The sequence below is a fragment of the Flavobacterium sp. GSA192 genome (assembly GCF_006386525.1).
GTDB classification, from domain to species: Bacteria; Bacteroidota; Bacteroidia; order Flavobacteriales; family Flavobacteriaceae; genus Flavobacterium; species Flavobacterium commune.
The window spans coordinates 77254-100759 of record NZ_VAHC01000001.1; the positions used below are offsets into that span (position 1 = coordinate 77254).

Genomic DNA, 23506 nt, shown 5'->3' on the forward strand with positions numbered 1-23506 from the left:
TAATTTGTGTTTTGAACTAAGTAGGTGTTAATTTATGGAATTTTTTAGATTGGCTACTAAATTTTCTACTCTAAATATTTTGATTAATTTTTTCCTAGCATTTTCGCTATATACTGTGTTGTCTAAGCAATAAATTTGATCTTCGGTTAAACCTGCAATTTCTTCGTTTACTTTTAGAAATTCTTTTTCAAGTTTTTTTCTGTTTTCAATACTTGTTACTGTTTTTAAATAATCTTTCTGTGTCTGGTTTAAAGTGCTCATGTTTAATGTCTTTGTTAAAGTTAATTTTGTTCTTACAACTAGATAGACTAGGTTATACCCTGTTTTTAGGGGCTTCTTTTGATAAATGAAAGTCCTTTTATTTAAGGGGGTGGGTCTTTTTTTTTGATTTTCTTATTCAGTTTTTTTGAAATTCTCGACTTTACTGGTTAGACAGTCTTATAACTATCTTATTTTGATGTTTTTTAAAAACCATTTGTTTTAATTGATGCGATTCCACTAAAGGCATATTTTTTAAATGGTGTTTAATTAAGAACATCAAAGTCAATCTTTTTCAACATACGCATATTGTTTTTTTATTTTTCTTTTTCATGTTGTCTATAAGTGTTTTGCGTATCCGTCAACGTTAAATAATAAATGATATTTTTAAGTCTCTGTGTTTTTAAATTATAAGTTGATCTAATTGTTGGTTCCGTTTTTTAATACTTTCATTTCAGGTGTTTTGTCTTTATTCAATTTTTCATAGAATTGCATGAATAAATCCGCATTAGCATCTTTATCTTCTCGTTTGTTAATGTAAGTTAAAAACAAACTTTCTTTTGAATGACCTGTGATGTTAATTAAGATTGCTGTAGGTATCTTTTTGTAATAGTTGGAAGCAAATGAACGTCTAAAACAATGTGATGAAATCAGTTCGTATTTGGGGTAAAAGTCTAATTCTTTACGGTTAGTTTCAGTGTTTAATTTAGTGCCTTTAACAACTTCTATTATTCCGGCTAATTTGCAAACAACCTTTGCGTATTCATTAAGTTTTTGATGTTGGATTTTCTTTGGTAAACAGTTTTCAATAATCTCTATAACATGAGGCGCAATAATGCCGATTGTTACACTTTTGTTTGTCTTTTGTTGAATGAGGTCGATATAGTAATTTTTACTGTTATATCTAATGTTTTCGGGTGTGATTTCCAATAAATCCCCTCCACGTTGTCCAATCTCGCAACCTAATAAAATCCAGTTACGAACGTTGTTTAAACTTTCTGGAGTAATAGAAAGGTTTTTAGTTAACTCGGGATTGTCTTTCTTGAATTGGTTAAGTTGTTCGATATTCGATAAGTCCACATTTTTAATCAATTCTAATTCTTCAAAAGATAGAGTTTGAATATAACGGTCTTTGTCACTTTCTCTAAAAAAAGGGATTATTTTAGAATAGGGAGTAACTGGAATTTCGTTCTTTTCAGCATCAATACAAACCGTTTTTAAGATTTCTAATTGTTTGCCTGCGTAATTAGTAGAGTAATTTTTAGTGTTAATTAGCCAGTTAGTGAATTTGTCAACAAAGGGTTTTGTGATCTCTACAAACTGGATTTGCTTTTTAATCTTCTTTTGGTATTCAGTAATGATGTTTTTAAACAAAGTGTAGTTTTTTATTGTACTTGGACTCAAACCGATTTTGTTTTTAACTTTTCGAGTGTTCGCGTTGTCAATGATGTATTGAATATGATTTATTAATAAACCGGTATCGGTTTTAATTACTCTACTGAAACAATCATTGATTTTTGTTTCTAACCAATTCGAATCTATTAATATTCCATTTCCTAAATCAGTATTTAGATTGTTACTGATATAAGAATCTAACTTTTTTAGGTCATTAGATATTTTTTTGTTGGTTTCGTTGTTTTGTTTGGGTAGTCCGGTTGTTTCGCTCCAGTCTTTCGGGTTAATGGTAAAACCAGTATTTAACTCAAATACATTATTTCTATCTATTGATAAACGAACTTTGATAGAAACGTTTTTATTTGCCTTGCTTCTTAATCTAAATTGTATTGTTGCCATGTTGTGAACTTTTGAACTTTGAACAATTCAAAAGTAATCAATTTTGTAATACGTTTCACAAAGTTGCCCAACCGTTGCCCAACCATTTTAAGATTTCATTCTATTTTATTCATTTTTATTCTATTTCTATATTGTACCTGTAGTCTTTGTTAAGTATTGAATTTGTTAGGTTTTTAGTTGGATTGTGTGTGTTTTTTATAGGTTTATTGAAAATGCCAAATTGAACGTGTAGGCGTGTAGGTTCGAGTCCTATTATCCGCACAAAAAGCTTCTCAATCGAGAAGCTTTTTTTATGCCTTCTATTTTTGTGCTTCACCTAAGCAAGAATGAGTTTGTTAGAAAATTAAATGTATTTTTGTGTTCAAACAACTGCAAATATTCAAAACAATACATGGATATTAGACCTTTTATAGATTCAACTTATTTAAAAACAGCTTCACAGGCGGCACTGGATGAAACTCAAAACCAAGTTGTGGTGGAGACTTTTATAAGAGAAGCTGTTGAAGAGCGCTTTAAGCTTATCATGATTCGTCCGGAAATGGTTGCTGTAGCCAAAAAAATAATTTCAGAATCGGAATCGAATCTCCAGATAGGAACTGTAATCGATTTTCCCCAAGGGCAATCAGGTATTGAAGAAAAATTGTGTGAGGCTAATCAGGCGATTGTTGACGGTGCTGACGAATTGGATTTTGTATGCAATTATGAGGCTTTTAAAAATGGTAATGTAGATTTGTTGAAAGAAGAAATTCTCAGAGGAACCCAATTAGCATTGGATAATAATAAAATAATCAAATGGATTATTGAAGTTGCCGCCTTGAGTGATAAGCAAATAATTCAGTTGTCTACTTTGATAAAAAATGTTGTTATGGCTAATTTTAAAGAAGCAGATTATGCTGCTGTTTTTGTGAAGTCTTCAACGGGTTTTTATCAAACTCAAAATAATGCGCCTAACGGTGCTACGATTCCTGCGGTAATTATGATGATTGAAAACGCATCGCCACTTTCGGTAAAAGCGGCCGGTGGAGTTCGAACCTATGAAGATGCGGTGGAGATGATTAAATTAGGCGTCAAACGGATTGGGACATCGGCAGCAAAAGCAATTGTAAATGGAGAAAAAAATCAAAATGAGTATTAAAAGAACGGTTATAAACGATATGAAAAAAATAGTGCCAATTTTATTTTTGTGCTTTTTTACGATTTTGGGTCATTCTCAATCTCAGGATTTGAGTTCTGATGCGGTGTTGAATTCACAAAGATTTCCTGTTTTTCCAACCTGTAAAAGTTTAGAAGCAGCAGCACTGGAAAGTTGTTTTTATAATGAGGTACAGGAGTTTGTTTTTCAAAATTTTGTTGTTCCGGAAAATTTGGTGCAGAATAATTTCAAGGGAAATGTCAAAGTGCTTTTTGAAGTAGATGCGACCGGGGTTTTTAAAGTGATTTATGTGAATGCCGTTGATGAAAATCTAATTCAGGAAACCAAGCGCATTTTTACAAAATTCCCGAAAATCACTCCTTCCACTTATAACGGGAAAGCGGAATATTCGAGATATAATATTACCATTGCGATTCCGTTGAAAAGCCCGGCTACATTAGCGGCTGAGAATTTGGCAAAAGCCGATATTCTTAGAAATACTACCCAACAATTGACTGAGCTAGATAATATAGTATATAAAAAATACAATAATCCGGAGTTTGAAAGTCATTTGAATATTCCTTTTTCGCATAGTTATTATGCGCAATTTGATGGAGCTTTAAATCAGGTGGGGAGTAATAATCATACGGCTTCAAAACCGTATTCTTATGCTGAGGTTGCTAAGTATTACAATTTTAAACAGGGAAATGAGAAGTTAAAGAAAAAAACTTCGGGCTGGTGGACCAGGAAATTGTGGAATGAAAATATGGTAGAAATACGAGGAGAAGATTATTGGTTTACCCTGAATCCTGTTTTGGATTTGCAGGTGGGAAAAGCATCGGGGAATAATTCGACGAATACATTTGTCAATACACGAGCCATTAATTTTAGAGGTGGTTTAGGTGATAAATTGAATTTTACAACAACCATTTTTGAAAGTCAGGGGCGTTTTGCGGGTTATTTTAATCGTTATGCCGAGTCGATACAACCCGCTGGAGGAAATCCAGCCATTATTCCGGGCGTGGGAATTGCAAAAGATTTTAAAACTGATGCCTACGATTTTCCTTTGGCAGAAGCCAATTTAACTTTTGCACCGAGTAAATTTTTGGATTTGCAGTTGGGGTATGGAAGGAATTTTATAGGTGATGGTTATCGTTCTTTGTTGGAAAGTGATGGTGCCAGTCCGTATCCTTATTTGAAATTGAATACCAGGTTTTGGAAAATAAAATATACCAATACTTATATGTGGTTAAAGGATGTGCGTCCTGAGGTGACTGTGGATAGAACCTATGCGACTAAATTTATGGCAAATCATTATTTAAGCTGGAATGTTTCGAATAAATTGAATTTAGGTTTCTTCGAATCGGTGGTGTGGACTAATGCGAATGATAGAGGTTTTGATGCGAGTTTTGTAAATCCGATTGTTTTTTATCGTTCGGTAGAGTTTGGTTCTTCTTCCAGATCGGGGAATGCGCTTTTGGGACTGACTTTTAAATACAAATGGGATAACCAAATTAATTTTTACGGACAGTTTGTTTTGGATGAATTCTCGTTGGGTGATATTAAAGAAGGTGATAATAGCTGGAAAAATAAATACGGATACCAATTAGGGGCTAAATATTACAATGCTTTTAATGTGCCAAATTTATTATTGCAACTGGAATACAACAGAGTACGACCTTATGTGTATTCACATTCTGATCCAATAACCAATTATGGTCATAATAATCAGAGTATTGGTCATCAGTGGGGTGGTAATTTTGGAGAATTTATTGCTATTGCACGCTATCACAAGGAGAGAATTTTTGCTGATGCTAAATTTACAATAGGAGTGAGAGGGCTTGATTTTGCTGACTCTGGAGCGAATTCTAATTATGGAGGAAATATTTACCGTGATTACGATTTAGAGCGTTTTGCTAATTCAGGTGTAGTGGTAGGACAAGGAAATAAAACCGATTTTTTTATGGCTGATATTCAGGGTGGTTACCTGATTAATCCATCAACTAATTTGAAACTTTTTGCCAGTTATATTTACAGGGATTTTAATCCAATGCAAAATACAGCTACTGTTTTTAAGGAAAGTACGAATTGGTTTTCTATAGGGGTTCGTTCGGATATATTTAACTGGTATTTTGATTATTGATAATCTATATCCTGGTTGTAATAGAAATAATTTGATTGAGAATAGTATATTATGAATGATAAAGAAATTGAAAATGTTTCAAATTTAGAACCTTATAATAGATATCAGTATTTTATCAAAAAAGTTGCTGATTATGAGGAGCTTTGGACTATAATAGATCAAAGTGGAGATTTTGCTCTTTCTGATATTGATGATAAAGTATTGATTTCATTTTGGTCAGCTAAAGAATATATTGATTCAAACTTAAATGATGGCTGGGAAAATTGTAGTCCTAAAAAACTAACATTTGATGATTTAGAAGATGAGATATTTGATTTAATAGCGTCTGAAAATTATTTGATTAATGTTTTTCCTGTGAATGGAAAATCAGGTTTTGTGGTTAATTTAGATGAATTTTCCAGAGATTTAAGTGATGAGTTAGGTAGTTATTAGTTTTTTTAAGAGAATGATTGAGTTTTTTTTTAAAATCATATTCTAAAAAAAAACATAATTTTTCTTCAACAATATTTTATGATTAGTTTTTTGCCAAATCCCTTTCGATGAGTTACTTTTGCAGCAGTTTTACAAAAACCTAATGAAAACGGCATTGAGCACAACTACAAATACATTTTCCCTTAAGGCAATTTTTACCGATTTTAAAGAAATCACCAAAGCTGGATTGGCTATTAGTGTGTTGTTTTCTTCTATTGCGGGTTATCTTTTAGGTTTTGATAATGAATTTCCTTTTCAATGGTCGGTTTTATTAATGCTTTGTATTGGTGGTTACTGCATGGTGGGAGCTTCAAATGCTTTCAATCAGGTAATTGAGAAAGATATAGATGCTTTGATGGATCGAACTAAAAATCGTCCGGTTCCATCGGGAAGGATGTCTTCAAATGTAGCTTTATTAGTGGCGAGTTTGCTTACATTGGTAGGGCTCACCTTATTATATATGATTAATCCCAAAACAGCCATGTTTGGGGCAATCTCGATATTTTTATATACCAGTGTCTATACGCCGCTTAAAACCCTTACTTCTTTATCGGTTTTTGTGGGGGCTTTTCCCGGTGCTATTCCGTTCATGTTGGGCTGGGTGGCTGCCACAGGGAATTTTGGAATTGAAGCGGGAACTTTGTTTTTGATTCAGTTTTTCTGGCAGTTTCCTCATTTTTGGGCTATTGGCTGGTTTTTGTATGAAGATTATGAGAAGGCAGGGATTTTTATGTTGCCAACCGGAAAGAAAGATAAAGGAACAGCATTGCAGGTAATTTTATATACTGTTTGGTTAATAATCGCTTCGCTATTACCGTCAATTGGATATACAGGAAAATTGTTTATTTCTCCAGTTGCAGCCGGAATTGTTTTTTTATTGGGACTTTGGATGCTTTATTATGCAGTACAACTTTATAAAATTAGAACTGCAAAAGCCGCCCGAACATTAATGTTAGTGAGTGTTTCGTATATTTCATTATTGCAATTGGTTTATATAATTGATAAATTTTTAAGATAGTTATGGAAGTTACAATGACAGCTGAAGAGCAAAAAGAAAGAACAGCAAGATCTTATAAGTTGATTTTGTTGTTTGCTATGATTAGTATGACGATGATGTTTGCCGGATTGACGAGTGCTTTTGTGGTAAGTAAGTCAAGGGTAGATTGGTTAAAGGATTTTGAGTTGCCAATAGCTTTTTATATTAGTACTATCGTGATAATTGGCTGTAGTGTGACTTTTCATTTGGCTAAAAAAGCAATTCAAAAAGATAATAAATCGCAAACTACAATAATGCTTTTGGCTACTTTAGTTTTAGGAGTATTGTTTGTGATTTCTCAATTTGTAGGTTTTGGGCAAATTATCGAAAACGGTTATTATATGACTGGTGAGGGAAGCTCGATTACGGTGACTTTTCTTTATATCATTGCTTTTATGCACTTATTGCACTTGGCCGGAGGCTTAATTTCACTTTTAATTATAATTTATAATCATTTTAAACAAAAATACAATTCGACTCAAACTCTTGGTATAGAACTAGGTGCAATGTATTGGCACTTTCTAGACCTGCTGTGGGTTTTATTATTTTTGTTTTTATATTTCTTTAAATAAGAAAAAAACGTAAATTTGGAAACTTTTTAACGAATAACTTTTATGGAAGCGACAGTTACTACTGCAAATAGTGAAGAAAAAACTTGGGGAGGCGGCAATGAGCCAATGAGAGCAAGTTATGGGAAAATGATGATGTGGTTTTTTATCGTATCAGATGCCTTAACATTCTCGGGATTTCTAGCGGCTTACGGTTTTTCTAGATTTAAATTTATTGAAACTTGGCCTTTGGCTGATGAAGTGTTTACTCACTTCCCATTTTTACACGGAGTTACTGCTCCAATGTATTATGTAGCATTAATGACTTTTATTTTGATTTTCTCTTCTGTAACAATGGTTTTGGCTGTTGATGCGGGACATCAGATGAAGAAAAACAAAGTAATTTTGTATATGTTTTTAACCATTATTGGTGGTTTGATTTTCGTTGGTTCTCAAGCTTGGGAGTGGAAAAACTTCATTCAGGGTGAATATGGTGCTATCGAAACAAAAGGTGGGAGTTTATTGCAGTTTGTTGATAAAGACGGAAAACGTGTAGCACTTGCTGATTTTGCTGCGCATTTACCAGAAGAAAGAGCACAGTTGTCCAGAAGTAAAGCAACATGGTTTATGGAAGAAGCAGATTTGCCTTCTTTTTCAATTGCAGAAGTACAGGCTGGTTTTAAAGCGCATCCTGATTTATTGATTAGAACAGAAGTTTTAACTGAGAAAAAACAAAAAACAGTTCTTTCCAGAGCGGAATCAGAAGAAAGATTGGCTCAGGCAGCTTATGTGGTAGAAGGGGCTAACTTAGAAAGAAACGAATACGGAAGTAAGTTATTTGCTGATTTCTTCTTCTTTATTACCGGATTCCACGGATTCCACGTTTTCTCTGGAGTTATCATCAATATCATTATATTCTTTAATGTTCTTCTTGGGACTTACGAGAAAAGAAAAAGTTATGAAATGGTGGAGAAAGTTGGACTATACTGGCACTTTGTTGACTTGGTATGGGTATTTGTATTCACAGTTTTCTATCTAGTTTAATTTTTTAAAGTTATTATTATGTCACACGCACATGAATCAAACACTGCCAGAATCTGGAAAGTATTCGGGATATTGTCAGTAGTTACAATTATAGAGGTTATTTTAGGTATTTACAAACCTGAATCATTAAATTTTAGCCATTTTCTTGGTATGAATTTATTAAACTGGATTTTTTATATACTAACCGTTTTTAAAGCTTATTACATTGTTTGGGCTTTTATGCACATGGAGGGAGAGACTTCCAGTCTTAGATGGTCAGTAGTTTTACCGGTTATTTTTCTTGTCTTATACTTGCTTTTCATTCTGTTGACTGAAGGGAATTATATTTATGGGGTTTTTAAAGATTCAACCATTAAATGGAATTTTTAACACTATATTAATTCAAAAAAAGGGCACGCATTGCGTGCCTTTTTTTATTTTTGCACTTTAAATTAATTTTTCTCTGATGAAAAAAAATATAGTTCTTTTTGTACTCTTTATTCTTCCTATAGTAGCTTATCTTTTCTTTGCTTCAGGCGTTAATAGTTTTACTAAGTTGCCTGTGATTACTCCTAAAGTTGCCAATTTGGGTGACTGGAAATCTTTAAAAGGAGAAAAGGTGAATTTAGATAATAAAATTACTATCCTGGGATTTTCAGGAACTGAAATTTTAAAAAACAGAGGCAATCTTTTTAATTTGAATGAAAAAATATATCAGCGTTATCATGCTTTTAAGGATTTACAGTTTGTGATGGTTTGTCCATTGGGAACTGAAAAAGATATTGAGAACATTATGGATGCTTTTGATGATTTTACCGATGTTTCTCAATGGCATTTTGTTTTTACAACTCCTGAAGAAATTCAATCGTATTACAAGAAACTGAATTTAGAAAGTCAATTGGATGCTAATGTGGGTACTTCTAATGTTTTTATAATTGACAAACAAAGGAATTTAAGAGGTAGAAAAGATCAAAAAGAATATAGAGAAGGTTATAATACTTTTCATCCTTCGGAATTGAGTAATGAAATGTTAGACGATTTCAAGATTATTCTTTATGAGTATCGTGCTGCACTTAAAAAGAATCATAATGCAACTAAAAAGTTGTAAATACTTATTTTATGTTGAAAAATAAATCATATATCGGGATTGCGTTTATTGTTTTAATTTTTGGGATTTATGCCGTTCCTAAAATTGTTTCCCGAATTCAAAACGGTGAGGTTATTAAAGGCAATCGTCTGGATAAGGTTTCATCAGGAATGAGTTCAGAAGAGTCTTTAGTGAAAATTGGGCCGGCTCCCAAATTTGAGTTGACTAATCAGGACAATAAGAAGATTGATAACGCGACATATAAAGGCAAAGTATATGTGTTAGAATTCTTCTTTACTACTTGCCCTTCTATTTGTCCAAAAATGAATCAAAGCATGCTGGTTTTGGAAAAAAAATTCTTTGGAAATCCTAATTTCGGAATTGTTTCTATCACGATCGACCCCAAACACGATACGCCGGAAGTTCTGAAATCGCATGCCGAATTATTAGGAGTTAAATCCTCTAACTGGAATTTTTTAACAGGTGAGAGGCAAACCATATTTGATTTGGCTAACAAAGGTTTTAATCTTTATGCAGGCGAAAACAGTAAAGTAAGTGGTGGATTTGAGCATTCTGGTATGTTTGCTTTGATTGATAAAAATGGAGATATCCGTTGTCGAAAAGATGAGTTTGGAAATCCTATTTTGTATTATGACGGTTTAGAAAAAGCAGGAGTTAGAGATATTCAACAAGACATTAGTATTTTATTAGCAGAATAAATTATGGAAAAGCAAAATTTAGAAACAAGATACAATAAGTGGATTGTAGTATTATCAGTAGCAATTCCACTTGTGGTGGCATTACTTTTTGGTGTTAATTTGAGAAAATTAGGTTATGATGTAGAGCCACTTTCTTTTTTACCGCCTATTTACGCAACTATAAACGGAATTACAGCAATTTTGTTGGTTTTAGCAGTTATAGCTGTAAAAAATGGGAATGTTAAATTGCATGAAAATTTAATGAAAACAGCTATAGGCTGTTCTGTAGCCTTTTTAGCAATGTATGTGGCTTATCACATGACTTCCGATTCTACTAAATTTGGTGGCGAGGGAATTATAAAATATGTGTATTATTTTATATTAATAACCCATATTGTGTTGTCTGTTGTCATTATTCCGCTGGTTTTAATTACTTATGTTCGGGCTTTGGCACAGGTATTTGATAAGCATAAAAAAATTGCTAAAATTACTTTTCCTATTTGGTTGTATGTAGCAGTTACCGGTGTTGTTGTTTATTTAATGATTGCTCCTTATTATGCTCAATAAAGTCAGAAGTCAGAAGTCAGGAGTGAGAAGTGAGAATGGCAAAGTGAAAATTCTATTTTCTATTTTCTATTTTCTGTTTTCTCTTACTACGAATGCACAATGCGCTATGTGCCGAGCGGCCTTAGCTGGTGATGCTAATGTGGAAAAAGCGCAGGCTGTTAACGATGGTATCGTTTTTTTAATGGTAGTACCTTATCTGTTAGTGGCTTTGATTGGTTATTTTGTTTATCGAATGAAGAAAAATAAAACGAAGTAGTTTATTTAAAACCGTCAACAGTAATGTTGATTACTCCGTTTACTTTTACAAAAGCAATAATGGCATTTTGACTCAGTTCTATTTTTTGAAATTGAATGTCTTCCATTTTTCCATTTACAAAAACACCGGGCATTGGCGAATAATTATTGAGGTAATTAAGCATGGTTTTCTTTCCTTCCTCTAAATTAGGTTTGATGGAATAGCGGCAGTTTTCCTGAATTTTTCTTAAAATAATTCCTTGTGCAAGCCAGTTGGCGGTGCGCATTAATTTGTTTTTAGTGTCTAAGGCATAGTCCAGTCCGTCAAAATAAATTTCTTTTTTCTCAGCATTGTATTTTGGAAATCCTGCCAGATAGATTGTTCCGTTTAGAGAACCGCTTAAGTCCAGGGCAATAACCATTTTTCCGCTTTTGTGCCAGATGTTAACATCTTCTACTTTGACTTTTCTGCTGCCGGATGAAAATTCTTCTCCGGCGAAGTTTTTCTTCATTATTCTGGAAGCATCTGCATAACTGGAAACGGCAGTAATATTAGCCGTAATCTGATTGGGTATTTTGCTCACGGCTTTTAGTGTGATTTGATTCGGATTGAATTTGGTTTCCGGCACTTGTCCTATAATGGTTTCCATGTTGCATTTCATACCCATTTGCAATACAAAGGATTCGTTTTTTAAATGCGCAGCTGTGGAGTAAATTTCGGAAGGTACAATTCGAAGCCAGCTTTCATAGGCTTCATTCATTTGAAAAGGAGTACAGATTTTTTCTAATGCCGAAAGTACATTAGGTTTAAAATCCGTTGATTTTTCAATAGCAGCATCAATTTTATGTTCAATTTTAGATTTGAATAATTTGATGGAAGGATTAATCAGGTAAGTTACGGGCATGTTTTTACCAAAAACACTCATTGTCGGACTTTCGTTCCAGTCTAAATTAGCTAATTCGGTTTGGGTTTTGAGTTTCCAGTTGTTTAAACTCACCGTGCTGTTTAGTGTTAGAATTCCGTTAAGGTTAAATTCTTTGACGTTGTACATGGAAACTCCCATAGTTTTGGTACCTATTCGGTATTTTATGGTTGCTTTTAAAGGGAGCACCGTTGTGATTTTGTCAGAAGTAGTGCTGTTACCGTTTTTAATAGTAATGGGAGCTAACTTCCAAATTTTCATTTCAATATCGTCATCTTCTATGTTGCTGTCGTCATAAATTAATCCGTTTAGAGCAATGTTAGTTTGGTTCTCAATATCTTTAAGTTTGATATTGACAGGCAAATTGATAAACGAGGGAACATTGTTGTAAATAATCGGACTGGCATCGTCCGGTTCAGGTTTTAAGGTGGCAATTTTATGAGAACTTGTGCAGCCTGTAAAGGAGAGCAAACTTGTGAAAACCACTAAAAAGACAATTTTTTTCATCGGATTGATTTAAGGCTGTAAAATTAGAAAAAGCTTTTTATTCTCATTACTAATTTAAGTGAGTATATTTTAATTTGTTAGACTGTTAAATGTTTTTAAAAGTTGTGATTGTTGTTAATTATAAAAACTTATTTTTGTGTAGTAACTTTACTTCATTTTAGTTCGAATAAATATGAGTCCAAAAAAATATTTTAGTTCGTTATTTTTTATAATAATAAGTTTTTATTCGAATGCACAATCGCGCCAATGGTCGTTAGAAGACTGTGTGAAATATGCTATAGATCACAATATTTCCATTCGACAATCAGACTTGGATATACAAACCGCTCAAATTGATAAGAAAGATGCTTTTGGAAGTTTTTTGCCTAATGTCTCAGCCAGTGCTTCTCATTCCTGGAATATAGGTTTGAATATTAACCCAGTTACGAATATTGCAGCCACACAAACTACCCAGTTTACTTCGGCCGGAGCTAATGTTGGTATTGATATTTACAAAGGTTTGCAAAATGTATATACTTTAAGAAAAGCCAATCTTTCTATTGTGGCTGCCAAATATCAATTGCAAAAAATGCAGGAAGACATTGCGCTAAATGTAGCCAATGCGTATTTGCAAGTGTTGTTTAATAAAGAAAATTTGAAGGTTCAAAACGAGCAATTGGCTATTGATAATAAACAATTGAGCCGAACGCAGGAATTGGTAAATGCCGGTAATTTGCCTAAAGGCGATTTATTGGATGTAAAAGCAACTATCGCAGCGGATAATCAAAAAGTGATTAATGCCCAAAATACCTTGTTGATTTCAAAGCTGAGTTTGGCACAATTACTACAATTGGATAGTTTTGAAAATTTTGATGTTGTTGATGTAAATGAGTTTCAAATGGAACAATCACTTTTATCTCAAACACCAACTTCAATTTACGATAAAGCAAAACAGCAACGGGTGGAGTTGAAAATAGCTCAGACCAATCTGGAAATAGCCGAGAAAAATGTTGCTATAGCAAGAGCAGCTTATCAACCCACTTTGAGAGGTTTTTATAATTTTAATAGTCGTGTTTCTTATGCCGATGTGGCTTTGAGAGACAATACGGGGGCTGTTATTGGAACACAAGCGCCACCTAGTTTTGTTGATCAGTTTAGTGATAATAAAGGACAGTCTTTTGGGGCACAATTGAATATTCCTATTTTTAGTGGTTTTGTAGTTCGCAACAATGTGGAGCGAAATAAAGTCAATTTAGAAAAATCTAAAATTGCCTTAGAACAGCAGGAATTAGATTTACAGCGTAATGTTTACACTGCTTTTACTGATGCTAAAGGAGCTTTGAAAGCTTATGAATCGGCAATTGAAGCCTTAGATGCCAGAACGCAGTCTTACAATTATTCGAAAGAAAAATTTGAAGTAGGTTTGATGAATGCTTTCGAATTAAGTCAGTCGCAAACCTTATTGGCTAATGCGCAATCGGAAGTAATAAGAACTAAATACGATTATATTTTTAAAACTAAAATTTTAGAATTCTATTTTGGAATTCCAATCCTAAAAAAATAAATAAGTCATGTCAAAGAAAAATATTTATATCCTTCTTGCTGTTTTTGTAGTTGTAATTGGTTCATTGTTATATTTCGGAAAAGAAGGCATTTTTGGAAACAAAGAAGATGCTAAAGAGATAGAAATAACAAAAGTAATTCCGATGACTATTGTTGAAACTGTATCAGCAACAGGGAAAATCCAACCTGAAATTGAAGTTAAAATAGCACCCGAAGTTTCCGGAGAAATTATTTTGTTAAATGTAAAAGAAGGTCAGGTGGTTAAAAAAGGCGATTTATTAGTAAAAATAAATCCTGATTTATATACCTCAAGTTACAATCGTTCGGTTTCTAATTTATCCGGAACAAAGGCAGGTTTAACCCAGTCAGAAGCCAGTTTTAAAGAGGCAAAAGCTAATTATGAAAGAAACAAAACTTTATATGAAAAAGGAGTGATTTCAAGATCGGATTGGGATAAGTCAATTGCATCTTTTGAGGTAGCAAAGGCTACAAGACAGTCGGCTTATTATAATGTGCAGAGTGCTTCGGCCTCGGTTAATGAGGCTAAGGATAATTTAGGAAGAACAACTATTTATGCTCCGGCTGACGGAACAATTTCGGTATTGAATGTCGAGATAGGCGAACGTGTTTTAGGAACGCAACAAATGGCAGGAACAGAGCTTTTAAGAGTCGCCAATTTGAATAATATGGAAGTGGAAGTAGATGTTAACGAAAATGATATTGTAAAAATAAAAGTTGGCGATTTGGCTAATGTTGAAGTCGATGCTTATTTGAAAAAACAATTCAAAGGAGTGGTAACCAGTATTTCTAATTCGGCCAGTTCTACTTTAACAGCCGATCAGGTGACTAATTTTAAAGTAAAAGTTCGAATCCAAAAAGAGTCTTATCAGGATTTATTAGTTGGAAAACCGGAAACCTATTCGCCATTCAGACCAGGAATGACGGCTACGGTAGATATTATTACTAAGACGAAGAAGAATGTTTTGGCAGTGCCAATTAGTTCTGTTGTAGTGAAATCGGATACTACGGCTGTAGCTGTTTCGGATAAGGAATTTCCAAATCCTGATGAAGAGAAAAAAGAAGCACCTAAAAGTGATAAAAAATACGAATGTGTTTTCTTAAAAGTAGGTGATAAGGCTAAGATTAAGATTGTAAAAACCGGAATTCAGGATGATACTAATATTGAAATTCTAAGCGGAGTTAAAAAAGGAGATGAAGTAATAACCGGACCTTATACGATAGTGAGTAAAGAACTGAATTCGGGAAATAAAGTAACAGTGAAATCTGAAAATAAGAAGAAATAAGTATTGTGGTTAGACTGTTTTTTCTAATTTTTTAGACCTTTGCAAAAAAATAAAACATTGAATTATATACTTAACATAGAAACAACAACAAAGAATTGTTCGGTTTCCATTGCCAAAGAGGGCAAGACTTTGGTTTGTAATGAAATTGCCGAAGAAGGTTATTCGCATGCTGAGCGTTTACACGTATTTATTGAAGAAAGTATTGCAGCAGCCGGAATCACTTATAGGGATTTGGTTGCTATCGCAGTGAGTCAGGGGCCGGGTTCTTATACAGGACTTCGAATAGGAGTTTCGGCAGCAAAAGGATTGTGTTTTGCGCTAGGAATTCCGTTGATTGCTGTGGATACTTTACAGGCTTTAGCAGCTCAGGCAAGCGTTGCTAGTGGTTTAATTGTTCCCATGCTGGATGCGAGAAGAATGGAAGTGTATAGTGCTGTTTTTACTGCCGATTTAGAATCTAAAAGAGCTATTCTTGCTGAAGTTATCACCGAAGATTCTTTTCAGGAATTTGATGAAACCTTATATTTTGTGGGTGATTGTGCCGAGAAATGCAAAGAAGTATTAACCCAATCTAATTTTGTTTTTTTAGAAAATATAAAATATCCTTCGGCGAACCAAATGAGTGCTTTGAGTTATCAAAAATACTTAAAAGAAAATTTTGTAGATGTGGCTTATTTTGAACCTTATTATTTGAAAGATTTTATGATAACTACCTCGAAGAAATAATGAAGTTATTTTAATCTTATTTTGATACAGTTCAAAACCAAAAAATACTCCATCGTACAGCAATGCTTAATCAGCATGGTATTGGTATTTGTGGTTTCTATAATTTGTTTTTTCTTGCCAAAATATATCGATTATCGGATAACAGCCTTAGTTTTATTAATGACTGTTTCGTTCGTAGCGATGCTTTTTGATATTTTGCCAGTGTTGTTAACGGCTGTTTTAAGTGGTTTGATATTGAACTATTTTTTCATTCAGCCTATTTTTACTTTTCATATTACTGACACCGAAGATATTCTACTCTTCTTGATGTATCTCATTATTGCATTAGTGAATGCAGTATTGACATTCAAAATTAGGGAAGCCGAAAATAAAGCACGTGATAAAGAGGAAAAAGTAAAAACAATACAACTTTATGACACCTTACTGAATTCACTTTCTCATGAGTTGCGAACTCCAATTGCTACCATTATTGGCTCTATTGATATTCTCAAAGAAAACAAAAACAAACTTTCTGAAACAAATCAAACGGAATTGCTAGAAGAAATTGATAAGGCCAGCATTCGACTCAACGGACAAGTAGAAAATTTATTAAACATGAGTCGACTGGAAACGGGAATGTTAAAGTTAAAACAAGACTGGTGCGATATAAACGAGCTTATTTATACCGTAATCCAAAAAAGTGATTCGATAAAACACAATCATACGATTCATTTTATTCCAAATGAAAAATTACCATTGTTCAAATTAGACGCCGGGTTGATTGAAGAAATCATCCAGAATTTAGTCACCAATGCCATTCAATATACTCCTGAATATACCATTATAACAATTGATGTTCAGTATCAATCCGATTGTTGTGTTTTATCTGTTTCTGATACCGGAAACGGTTTTCCCGAAAATGAAATACAATTTGCATTTGATAAATTTTATCGTTTGCCCAATACAAAAACCGGAGGAAACGGTCTGGGTTTGTCTATTGTAAAAGGTTTTGTTGAAGCGCATAATGGGACAATTAGATTAGAAAATAATTCCAGTCATTCCGGTGCTTGCTTCACTATAAGTATTCCAACAGAAACGTCTTATTTAAATCATCTCAAAAATGAATAAAGCAGAAATAGTAGTTATTGATGATGAAGCTCCAATTAGAAAATTACTCGAAATAACTTTAGAGAGTAATGATTATAAAGTTTGGTTTGCCGAAACAGGAAAAGAAGGGATGATTTTAGCAGTAAACCATCCTCCGGAATTAATTTTGCTGGATATTGGTTTGCCTGATAAAAGCGGTCATGAAATTCTGAAAGAATTGAGAACCTGGTACAATAAGGCAATTATTATACTATCGGTTCAGGATAGTGAAGAAGATATTGTGAAAGCTCTGGATAACGGTGCTACCGATTATTTGACAAAACCTTTCCGGACAGCCGAACTTTTAGCACGAATTCGCTCGGCTATTCGTAGAAATCAATTGCAAAATGATTCCAGCATACTGACTTGTGAAGACTTAGAAATAGATTTTGGAGCCAGAGTTGTAAAACGAAATCAGGAGATATTAAAGCTTACTTCTACCGAATTTAATTTATTGGCTCTTTTTATGAAAAATGAAGGTCGGGTTTTGACACATCAATATATTTTAAAAGAAATATGGGGTGTTGGCTATCAGACCGAAACCCAATACCTGAGAGTTTTTGTTGCAACCTTGCGTAAGAAAATAGAAGAAAACCCTAATCAACCCAAGCACATTATTACCGAAAGTGGTGTGGGATATCGCTTCAGTTGATCTTTATAAAATCTTTATATCAGGAATATTTATCTTTATATTCTGTAAATACCATTTGACGGAACTTTGTATCATTAGAATTTTAATCAATTAAATAATGAATACAACAAAAAATGGAGTTGCAAATAAAGTAACTATTGCCTCACTTTTAGTCGCACTTGGGATTATTTACGGAGATATTGGTACGAGTCCGCTATATGTTTTCAAAGCAATAATTGGGACGAAGGACATTAATGAAATGCTGGTTTATGGTGGTGTTTCCTGTGTGTTTTGGACATTGGTTTTTCAAACAACCATAAAATATATCTGGCTCACGCTTCGAGCGGATAATCAGGGCGAAGGTGGAATTTTCTCCCTATACGCATTAGTGAGACGTTATGGCAAAAAATTAGTCATCCCAACAATACTTGGAGCGACTACTTTACTCGCCGATGGTATTATTACGCCACCTATTTCCGTTTCATCGGCTATCGAAGGATTAAGTATGGTTAAAGGTATGGAAAACACTATTGTTCCCGGTAATTTTTTAACCATTGGAATTGTTGTGGCTATTTTGTCATTATTATTTTTCTTTCAACGATTTGGTACACAGGTTATAGGAAAAACTTTTGGGCCTATTATGACTATTTGGTTTACCATGTTATTTGTTGCCGGAATAAACCAAATTAGCCATCATCCGGATATTTTGAAAGCGCTAAATCCTTATTATGCCTATGATTTATTGGTGAATTATCCTAACGGGTTTTGGCTGTTAGGAGCTGTTTTTCTTTGTACAACAGGAGCTGAAGCCTTATATTCTGATTTAGGACATTGCGGAATTAAAAACATTCGCATTACCTGGATTTATGTGAAAGTAAGTTTAGTTATTGCTTATTTAGGTCAGGCTGCCTGGTTGATGCACCAGGGAGAAACCTTATTAAATGGTAGAAATCCATTTTTTGAAATCATACCAAGCTGGTTTTTATTACCTAGTATTGTTATTTCAACCTGTGCAACTATTATAGCGTCACAGGCACTGATAAGCGGAAGTTTTACGCTAATTAGCGAAGCAATGAATCTTAATTTTTGGCCAAGAGTTACCGTAAGGCAGCCTAGTGATAGTAAAGGACAAATTTACATACCAAGTATTAACACTATCCTTTGGTTTGGATGTGTTTTAATGATGATTTATTTTAGAGAGAGTTCGCATATGGAGGCCGCTTATGGGTTTTCAATTACTATAACCATGATGATGACTTCTCTATTGTTAAGCTATTTTATTTATTACCGATTAAAATGGAAAAAAATATATGTCATCTTATTTCTGACCGTTTTTGGAGCTATTGAAATGTCTTTTTTTATTGCCAATGTGGCTAAAATAAAGGAACGTTGGATGTTTTTGTTTTTTGAATTATTTATTTTTATGGTAATGTATGTCTGGTATTTTGCCCGAAAAACGAACAATAAATTTACTCAATTTGTGCAATTAGGGAAATACAGCGACCAACTCACCGAATTAAGCAAAGACGATGCTATTCCTAAATTTGCAACCCATTTAGTTTATCTTACTAAAGCTGACAGAAGATACGAAATTGAAGAAAAAATCATCAAATCCATTTTTTCTAAAAAACCAAAACGTGCCGATGTATATTGGTTTTTACACATCAATCGCACCGAAGATCCTTTTACGTTATCCTATGATGTTTCTGAGCTGGTTGATGATAAAGTGATTAAAGTGAACATTAATGTTGGTTTTAGAATACAACCTAAAACCGAATTGTATTTCAAAAATATTGTCAAAGAATTGGTTGCTAACAAAGAACTCAATTTACATATTCGATCAGACGGTTCCAGTAAATACAATAACGAACCCGATTTTAAATTTGTGGTTATTGAGAAATTTTTATCTATTGAGAATGAATTTGTTTTGCGTGAAGATCTTTTGTTGAATGGCTATTTCTTTTTGAAACATTTAGGAGTAAGTGATGAAAAAGCATTTGGATTGGAAAAATCAGATGTCATAGTTGAGCAGATTCCATTGGTTTATCAGCCTATAACAAACATAAAATTAAATAGGGTAAACAGATAATAAGAAAAGCTGTTTTTTGAGTCGAGATAGTTTGTGGAAAATTTGTATCTGTAATTTCAAAAAAAGGAGGAATCTCTTTGTTGCGTAAGCAGTTTATTGAGATTCCTCCTTTGTCAGGAATTGACAAACTCAATTTGTTTTTAGAGTTTGAAAATAGTATTGATTTTTATGGCTAACCGCTAAGCGGACCATGAAAAAAAGGTCACAATTCCGATAGCTATCGGGGCTGATTGAACAGATAAAAACGGATTTTTTTAAGCTTTTTGTAAATTACAATCTGCGAAAATCCGTTAAAATCAGTTTCATCTGTGTGCCATTCTCAATAATTGGTATAAGAAACGGATAGTCATATTGATTGTATTAAGCATTAATTGCTTCCACCTGAATTTTTTCATCGTTAAGCATGCTTTTTAACATGTTTTCGATTCCTGATTTTAAAGTAAAAGTAGAAGATGGACAACCGCTGCAAGCACCTTGAAGTATCACTTTTACAGTTTTGCTTTCTTCATCATAAGATTCAAAAGCAATATTTCCACCATCGGCAGCAACGGCAGGTTTTACATATTCTTCTAAGATATTGATAATTTGTTGCGAAGTAACATCCAGTTTGTCAAATTCTTCGGTTTTAATTTGCTCTTGTTTTTCGGCATTGATTACCACGCTGTCGTCAAGAACAATTCCGCCATTCTCAATGTATTGTTTGATAAATGTTCTAAGTTCCAGTGTGATTTCGTCCCAGCTATTTAATTCGTATTTTGTAATCGAAATGTAATTTTCGTCAATGAAAATTTCTTTCACATAAGGAAATTTGAATAATTCTTTTGCCAAAGGCGAAGAAGCCGTTTGGTCGATGTTTTTGAATTCAATAGCATTTTTAGTCAGCATTCGGCTCACAACAAACTTCAAAGCCGAAGGATTAGGAGTAGTTTCTCCATAAACTGTAATCGGTTGTTTTTTAGGTTTGTTCTCATCAAGGTTGATGATAACGCCGCCATTGTTTACAAAGTTTTCAATTTGTTCAGCAACAGCTTCTTTAACATCGTCCCATTCTACAATGCTGAATCTTTCAACGGCAATAAAATTGCCCGAAATGTAAACAGTTTTTACAAATGGTAAGTAAAATAATTGTTGTGCAAGAGGAGAAGATTTGGCTTCGTCTATGTTTTTAAACTCAAAACTTTCATTTCGGGTAATAAAATCCTCAAATTCAAACTTTAATATTGTAGGGTTTTGTGTTTCTTTAACGGTTATTTTTGTCATGATGTTTGTAAATTTTCACAAATTTACTAAAGTTATTTTCTATGATTAACTATATTTGAATTATTAATGAATAAATTAACTTAACTTTAGTTTTTGGACAAAATTTAGGTTGTTTTATCAAGCATCCTGATTAACATCATCTATTACATGAATACTAAATTCAACTATTTTTTAATCTGTTTTTTTATTGGTTTGTATTCTTATTCTCAAGAAGGAATTCCGGTATATTCAGATTATCTTTCGGATAATTATTATCTGCTTCATCCGTCGATGGCCGGGGCTTCTAATTGTGCTAAATTAAGACTGACCGCCCGTAAACAATGGTTCGATCAGGAAGAAGCACCTTCACTGCAAACACTAAGTTACAATGGCAGGATAGGAGAGAAAGCCGGTGGGGGGATTATTCTTTTTAATGATAAAAACGGTTATCATTCTCAAAAAGGAATGAAGTTGACGTATGCGTATCATTTGATGTTTTCCCGAGATGAAATCGATTTGAATCAGCTGTCTTTTGGTATTAGTGGGGGATTAATTCAGAGTCAATTAGATGAAACTTCTTTTTTGCAATCAGGAGATTTTGATCCAATTGTAGATGGGACAATTATTCAAAAAGCATCTTACTTTAATGTCGATATAGGGATGTCTTACAACTATTTGGATTTTTATGTTCATGGAACTATTAAAAATGCTATTGAAACCCGACGTAAAATCTATTCAGGATATGAAAGTGATAATTTGAGAAAGTTTATCTTGAGTACGGGTTATATTTTTGGAGACAGAGATCGAATTTTATGGGAGCCTTCGGTATTGTTTCAATATACCAGTCAGACTACTGAAAAGGCAGTCGATCTTAATTTGAAAGCTTATAAAGCTATGGATTTTGGTACTGTATGGGGCGGACTTTCTTATAGAACCAGTTTTGACGGAGCCGAATTTAATAACGGAAATGGTACATCAAGACAAAGATACCAGTCTATTTCGCCAATTTTAGGTGTGAATTACAATAATTTTATGTTTGCCTACACTTATTCTCATTTAGGAGGAGATGTTAAATTTGGAACAGGCGGTTTTCACCAAATTACATTAGGTCTTAATTTGTTTTGCAAGCGTGAGAAATATGAATGTCACTGTCCAGCAATCAACTAAAATAATTTACATTCAGAAATGGTAATAAAATCGGTTAATGGAAAATCACCTAGTATTCCTGAGGATTGTTATGTAGCTGAAAATGCTACTATTGTAGGAGATGTTAGTTTTGGAAACTCTTGTAGCGTTTGGTTTAACGCTGTAATTAGAGGTGATGTTAATTATATCAAAATTGGTAACAAAGTTAATATTCAGGACGGTGCTGTGATTCATTGTACGTATCAAAAATACCCAACCATTATAGGAAATAATGTTTCTATTGGGCACAATGCCATAGTACACGGCTGTGTGGTTCACGATAATGTTTTAATAGGGATGGGAGCAATTGTAATGGATAATTGTACTATTGAAAGCAATTCTATTATTGCGGCAGGTGCGGTGATTACCCAAAACACCGTGGTTACTTCGGGTTCTATATGGGCGGGAGTTCCTGCTAAAAAAGTAAAAGATATCAATCAATCCAGTTTTGCGGGTGAGATTGAACGTATCGCCGAAAATTATTTATTGTATTCCAGCTGGTTTAAAGAGGAGGAATAGTTATAAATTAATTTTTTCAAAGAAAGCTGTTTTGTAACTTTCGCTGATAGGAATTCGCTTGTCGGCAATTAATACTTTATTCTTTTGGATGGATTTCACGTATTTGATATTGATTATATACGAACGGTGAATTCGTGCAAAACCTTTAGACGAAAGTAAATTTTCGAGCTTAATTAAACTGATTAGAGTTAGCGTAAATTTATTGTCAGTGGTATATATTTTGACATAATCTTTCAAACCTTCGATAAATAAAATATCCGAAAAATTGATTTTTACATTCTCGTATTCTGAACGTACAAACATAAAATCGGGTTCAATTTCCGGAGCAACTACTTTTGGAGTAATAGCAGCAGCAGGAGTGTTATTTTGTGAAAGAAACGTTTGTTGGGCGCGCATCACCGATTTTAAAAAGCGATTAAAAGGAATTGGTTTTACCAAATAATCAACCGCACCCAGATTGAATCCTTCCACGGCATAGTCAGAATAAGCTGTTGTGAAAATAACCAATGGTTTTTTGTCAATGGCATTTAGAAAATCGATGCCCGAAAAATGAGGCATTTCGATGTCCAAAAATATCAAATCTACATTAGAAGTATTAATCATCGCTATGGCGTCGATAGCATTATTGAAGGTGCTGATTAGTTCGAGACTTTCAACTTTGCTAACAAATTCTTTGATTAAATCAACCGCCAGGGGTTCGTCATCTATAATTACGCACTTCATCT

24 protein-coding genes are annotated in these 23506 nt (G+C 33.5%); 19 read left to right on the forward strand and 5 right to left on the reverse strand.

The features are described 5' to 3' along the window. Positions 1–27: 27 nt before the first annotated feature. Positions 28–261 (reverse strand): hypothetical protein, encoded by a 234-nt coding sequence (locus FDM27_RS00335; protein ID WP_140484762.1) that lies wholly within the window; start codon positions 259–261, stop codon positions 28–30. A gap of 417 nt (positions 262–678) precedes the next feature. After that, positions 679–2052 (reverse strand): phage integrase SAM-like domain-containing protein, encoded by a 1374-nt coding sequence (locus FDM27_RS00340; RefSeq protein ID WP_140484763.1) that lies wholly within the window; start codon positions 2050–2052, stop codon positions 679–681. Between the two features lie 391 nt (positions 2053–2443). Between FDM27_RS00340 and deoC the strand changes: the two genes are divergently transcribed. The 11 genes from deoC (at position 2444) to FDM27_RS00395 (ending at position 11013) form a co-directional block, all read left to right on the forward strand. After that, positions 2444–3187 carry a deoxyribose-phosphate aldolase gene (deoC, locus tag FDM27_RS00345; RefSeq protein WP_140484764.1) on the forward strand — a complete coding sequence of 248 codons (744 nt, stop codon included), beginning with the start codon at positions 2444–2446 and terminating at the stop codon, positions 3185–3187. A gap of 19 nt (positions 3188–3206) precedes the next feature. Further along, a complete protein-coding gene (locus FDM27_RS00350; RefSeq protein WP_140485273.1) occupies positions 3207–5327 on the forward strand; it encodes a capsule assembly Wzi family protein in 2121 nt (706 codons plus the stop codon). Between the two features lie 51 nt (positions 5328–5378). After that, a complete protein-coding gene (locus FDM27_RS00355) occupies positions 5379–5759 on the forward strand; it encodes a DUF2750 domain-containing protein (RefSeq protein ID WP_140484765.1) in 381 nt (126 codons plus the stop codon). Between the two features lie 142 nt (positions 5760–5901). Beyond that, positions 5902–6816 (forward strand): heme o synthase, encoded by a 915-nt coding sequence (gene cyoE, locus FDM27_RS00360; RefSeq protein ID WP_140484766.1) that lies wholly within the window; start codon positions 5902–5904, stop codon positions 6814–6816. A gap of 2 nt (positions 6817–6818) precedes the next feature. Further along, positions 6819–7406: a heme-copper oxidase subunit III gene (locus tag FDM27_RS00365; RefSeq protein ID WP_140484767.1), complete on the forward strand. Its 588-nt coding sequence runs from the start codon at positions 6819–6821 to the stop codon at positions 7404–7406. A 42-nt stretch (positions 7407–7448) separates the two neighbouring features. Then, positions 7449–8426: a cytochrome c oxidase subunit 3 gene (locus FDM27_RS00370; protein WP_140484768.1), complete on the forward strand. Its 978-nt coding sequence runs from the start codon at positions 7449–7451 to the stop codon at positions 8424–8426. A gap of 18 nt (positions 8427–8444) precedes the next feature. Beyond that, positions 8445–8795, forward strand: a complete 351-nt coding sequence (locus FDM27_RS00375) for a cytochrome C oxidase subunit IV family protein (RefSeq protein ID WP_071184774.1) — start codon at positions 8445–8447, stop codon at positions 8793–8795. 76 nt (positions 8796–8871) lie between these two features. Next, positions 8872–9513 carry a hypothetical protein gene (locus tag FDM27_RS00380; protein ID WP_071184775.1) on the forward strand — a complete coding sequence of 214 codons (642 nt, stop codon included), beginning with the start codon at positions 8872–8874 and terminating at the stop codon, positions 9511–9513. Positions 9514–9524: 11 nt separating this feature from the next. Further along, a complete protein-coding gene (locus FDM27_RS00385; RefSeq protein WP_140484769.1) occupies positions 9525–10211 on the forward strand; it encodes an SCO family protein in 687 nt (228 codons plus the stop codon). A 3-nt stretch (positions 10212–10214) separates the two neighbouring features. Continuing rightward, a complete protein-coding gene (locus tag FDM27_RS00390) occupies positions 10215–10757 on the forward strand; it encodes a DUF420 domain-containing protein (RefSeq protein ID WP_071184777.1) in 543 nt (180 codons plus the stop codon). Beyond that, positions 10747–11013, forward strand: coding sequence for a hypothetical protein (locus FDM27_RS00395; protein ID WP_071184778.1), 267 nt, complete (start codon positions 10747–10749; stop codon positions 11011–11013). The genes FDM27_RS00390 and FDM27_RS00395 overlap by 11 nt, the downstream gene beginning before the upstream one ends. A gap of 1 nt (position 11014) precedes the next feature. On the opposite strand, the gene FDM27_RS00400 is transcribed toward FDM27_RS00395, so the two are convergent. Next, positions 11015–12421: a DUF4403 family protein gene (locus tag FDM27_RS00400; RefSeq protein ID WP_140484770.1), complete on the reverse strand. Its 1407-nt coding sequence runs from the start codon at positions 12419–12421 to the stop codon at positions 11015–11017. Positions 12422–12593: 172 nt separating this feature from the next. On the opposite strand from FDM27_RS00400, the gene FDM27_RS00405 reads away from it, so the two are divergent. The 6 genes from FDM27_RS00405 (at position 12594) to FDM27_RS00430 (ending at position 19838) form a co-directional block, all read left to right on the forward strand. Further along, positions 12594–13964: a TolC family protein gene (locus tag FDM27_RS00405; protein ID WP_140484771.1), complete on the forward strand. Its 1371-nt coding sequence runs from the start codon at positions 12594–12596 to the stop codon at positions 13962–13964. A 7-nt stretch (positions 13965–13971) separates the two neighbouring features. Beyond that, positions 13972–15267 (forward strand): efflux RND transporter periplasmic adaptor subunit, encoded by a 1296-nt coding sequence (locus FDM27_RS00410; RefSeq protein WP_140484772.1) that lies wholly within the window; start codon positions 13972–13974, stop codon positions 15265–15267. Positions 15268–15324: 57 nt separating this feature from the next. After that, positions 15325–15993: a tRNA (adenosine(37)-N6)-threonylcarbamoyltransferase complex dimerization subunit type 1 TsaB gene (gene tsaB / locus FDM27_RS00415; protein WP_140484773.1), complete on the forward strand. Its 669-nt coding sequence runs from the start codon at positions 15325–15327 to the stop codon at positions 15991–15993. A 75-nt stretch (positions 15994–16068) separates the two neighbouring features. After that, positions 16069–17100, forward strand: coding sequence for an ATP-binding protein (locus FDM27_RS00420; protein ID WP_255510424.1), 1032 nt, complete (start codon positions 16069–16071; stop codon positions 17098–17100). Next, on the forward strand, positions 17093–17770 hold the full coding sequence (locus FDM27_RS00425) for a response regulator (protein ID WP_071184784.1): 678 nt from the start codon (positions 17093–17095) through the stop codon (positions 17768–17770). Before FDM27_RS00420 ends, FDM27_RS00425 begins: the two co-directional genes overlap by 8 nt. A 97-nt stretch (positions 17771–17867) precedes the next feature. Beyond that, a complete protein-coding gene (locus tag FDM27_RS00430) occupies positions 17868–19838 on the forward strand; it encodes a KUP/HAK/KT family potassium transporter (protein WP_140484775.1) in 1971 nt (656 codons plus the stop codon). Positions 19839–20198: 360 nt separating this feature from the next. Here FDM27_RS00430 and FDM27_RS00435 read toward each other — a convergent pair whose 3' ends face one another. Next, on the reverse strand, positions 20199–21098 hold the full coding sequence (locus tag FDM27_RS00435; protein WP_140484776.1) for a NifU family protein: 900 nt from the start codon (positions 21096–21098) through the stop codon (positions 20199–20201). A 147-nt stretch (positions 21099–21245) separates the two neighbouring features. On the opposite strand from FDM27_RS00435, the gene FDM27_RS00440 reads away from it, so the two are divergent. Both FDM27_RS00440 and FDM27_RS00445 read left to right on the forward strand, forming a co-directional pair. Continuing rightward, the gene (locus tag FDM27_RS00440) at positions 21246–22244 is read left to right on the forward strand and encodes a type IX secretion system membrane protein PorP/SprF (protein WP_140484777.1); all 999 of its coding nucleotides are present in this window, start codon (positions 21246–21248) and stop codon (positions 22242–22244) included. A gap of 18 nt (positions 22245–22262) precedes the next feature. After that, entirely contained in the window at positions 22263–22781 is a 519-nt protein-coding gene (locus FDM27_RS00445) for a gamma carbonic anhydrase family protein (protein WP_140484778.1), read from the forward strand. Here the strand turns inward: FDM27_RS00445 and FDM27_RS00450 are convergent, their stop codons facing one another. Next, a complete protein-coding gene (locus FDM27_RS00450) occupies positions 22782–23504 on the reverse strand; it encodes a LytR/AlgR family response regulator transcription factor (protein WP_140484779.1) in 723 nt (240 codons plus the stop codon). Positions 23505–23506: the final 2 nt, after the last annotated feature.

Bases quoted from the DNA above. Each gene is read 5' to 3' on its own strand.
- FDM27_RS00335 (WP_140484762.1), bottom strand. From the start codon at position 261: ATGAGCACTTTAAACCAGACACAGAAAGATTATTTAAAAACAGTAACA.
- FDM27_RS00340 (WP_140484763.1), bottom strand. From the start codon at position 2,052: ATGGCAACAATACAATTTAGATTAAGAAGCAAGGCAAATAAAAACGTT.
- deoC (WP_140484764.1), top strand. From the start codon at position 2,444: ATGGATATTAGACCTTTTATAGATTCAACTTATTTAAAAACAGCTTCA.
- FDM27_RS00350 (WP_140485273.1), top strand. From the start codon at position 3,207: ATGAAAAAAATAGTGCCAATTTTATTTTTGTGCTTTTTTACGATTTTG.
- FDM27_RS00355 (WP_140484765.1), top strand. From the start codon at position 5,379: ATGAATGATAAAGAAATTGAAAATGTTTCAAATTTAGAACCTTATAAT.
- cyoE (WP_140484766.1), top strand. From the start codon at position 5,902: ATGAAAACGGCATTGAGCACAACTACAAATACATTTTCCCTTAAGGCA.
- FDM27_RS00365 (WP_140484767.1), top strand. From the start codon at position 6,819: ATGGAAGTTACAATGACAGCTGAAGAGCAAAAAGAAAGAACAGCAAGA.
- FDM27_RS00370 (WP_140484768.1), top strand. From the start codon at position 7,449: ATGGAAGCGACAGTTACTACTGCAAATAGTGAAGAAAAAACTTGGGGA.
- FDM27_RS00375 (WP_071184774.1), top strand. From the start codon at position 8,445: ATGTCACACGCACATGAATCAAACACTGCCAGAATCTGGAAAGTATTC.
- FDM27_RS00380 (WP_071184775.1), top strand. From the start codon at position 8,872: ATGAAAAAAAATATAGTTCTTTTTGTACTCTTTATTCTTCCTATAGTA.
- FDM27_RS00385 (WP_140484769.1), top strand. From the start codon at position 9,525: ATGTTGAAAAATAAATCATATATCGGGATTGCGTTTATTGTTTTAATT.
- FDM27_RS00390 (WP_071184777.1), top strand. From the start codon at position 10,215: ATGGAAAAGCAAAATTTAGAAACAAGATACAATAAGTGGATTGTAGTA.
- FDM27_RS00395 (WP_071184778.1), top strand. From the start codon at position 10,747: ATGCTCAATAAAGTCAGAAGTCAGAAGTCAGGAGTGAGAAGTGAGAAT.
- FDM27_RS00400 (WP_140484770.1), bottom strand. From the start codon at position 12,421: ATGAAAAAAATTGTCTTTTTAGTGGTTTTCACAAGTTTGCTCTCCTTT.
- FDM27_RS00405 (WP_140484771.1), top strand. From the start codon at position 12,594: ATGAGTCCAAAAAAATATTTTAGTTCGTTATTTTTTATAATAATAAGT.
- FDM27_RS00410 (WP_140484772.1), top strand. From the start codon at position 13,972: ATGTCAAAGAAAAATATTTATATCCTTCTTGCTGTTTTTGTAGTTGTA.
- FDM27_RS00420 (WP_255510424.1), top strand. From the start codon at position 16,069: ATGGTATTGGTATTTGTGGTTTCTATAATTTGTTTTTTCTTGCCAAAA.
- FDM27_RS00425 (WP_071184784.1), top strand. From the start codon at position 17,093: ATGAATAAAGCAGAAATAGTAGTTATTGATGATGAAGCTCCAATTAGA.
- FDM27_RS00430 (WP_140484775.1), top strand. From the start codon at position 17,868: ATGAATACAACAAAAAATGGAGTTGCAAATAAAGTAACTATTGCCTCA.
- FDM27_RS00435 (WP_140484776.1), bottom strand. From the start codon at position 21,098: ATGACAAAAATAACCGTTAAAGAAACACAAAACCCTACAATATTAAAG.
- FDM27_RS00440 (WP_140484777.1), top strand. From the start codon at position 21,246: ATGAATACTAAATTCAACTATTTTTTAATCTGTTTTTTTATTGGTTTG.
- FDM27_RS00445 (WP_140484778.1), top strand. From the start codon at position 22,263: ATGGTAATAAAATCGGTTAATGGAAAATCACCTAGTATTCCTGAGGAT.
- FDM27_RS00450 (WP_140484779.1), bottom strand. From the start codon at position 23,504: ATGAAGTGCGTAATTATAGATGACGAACCCCTGGCGGTTGATTTAATC.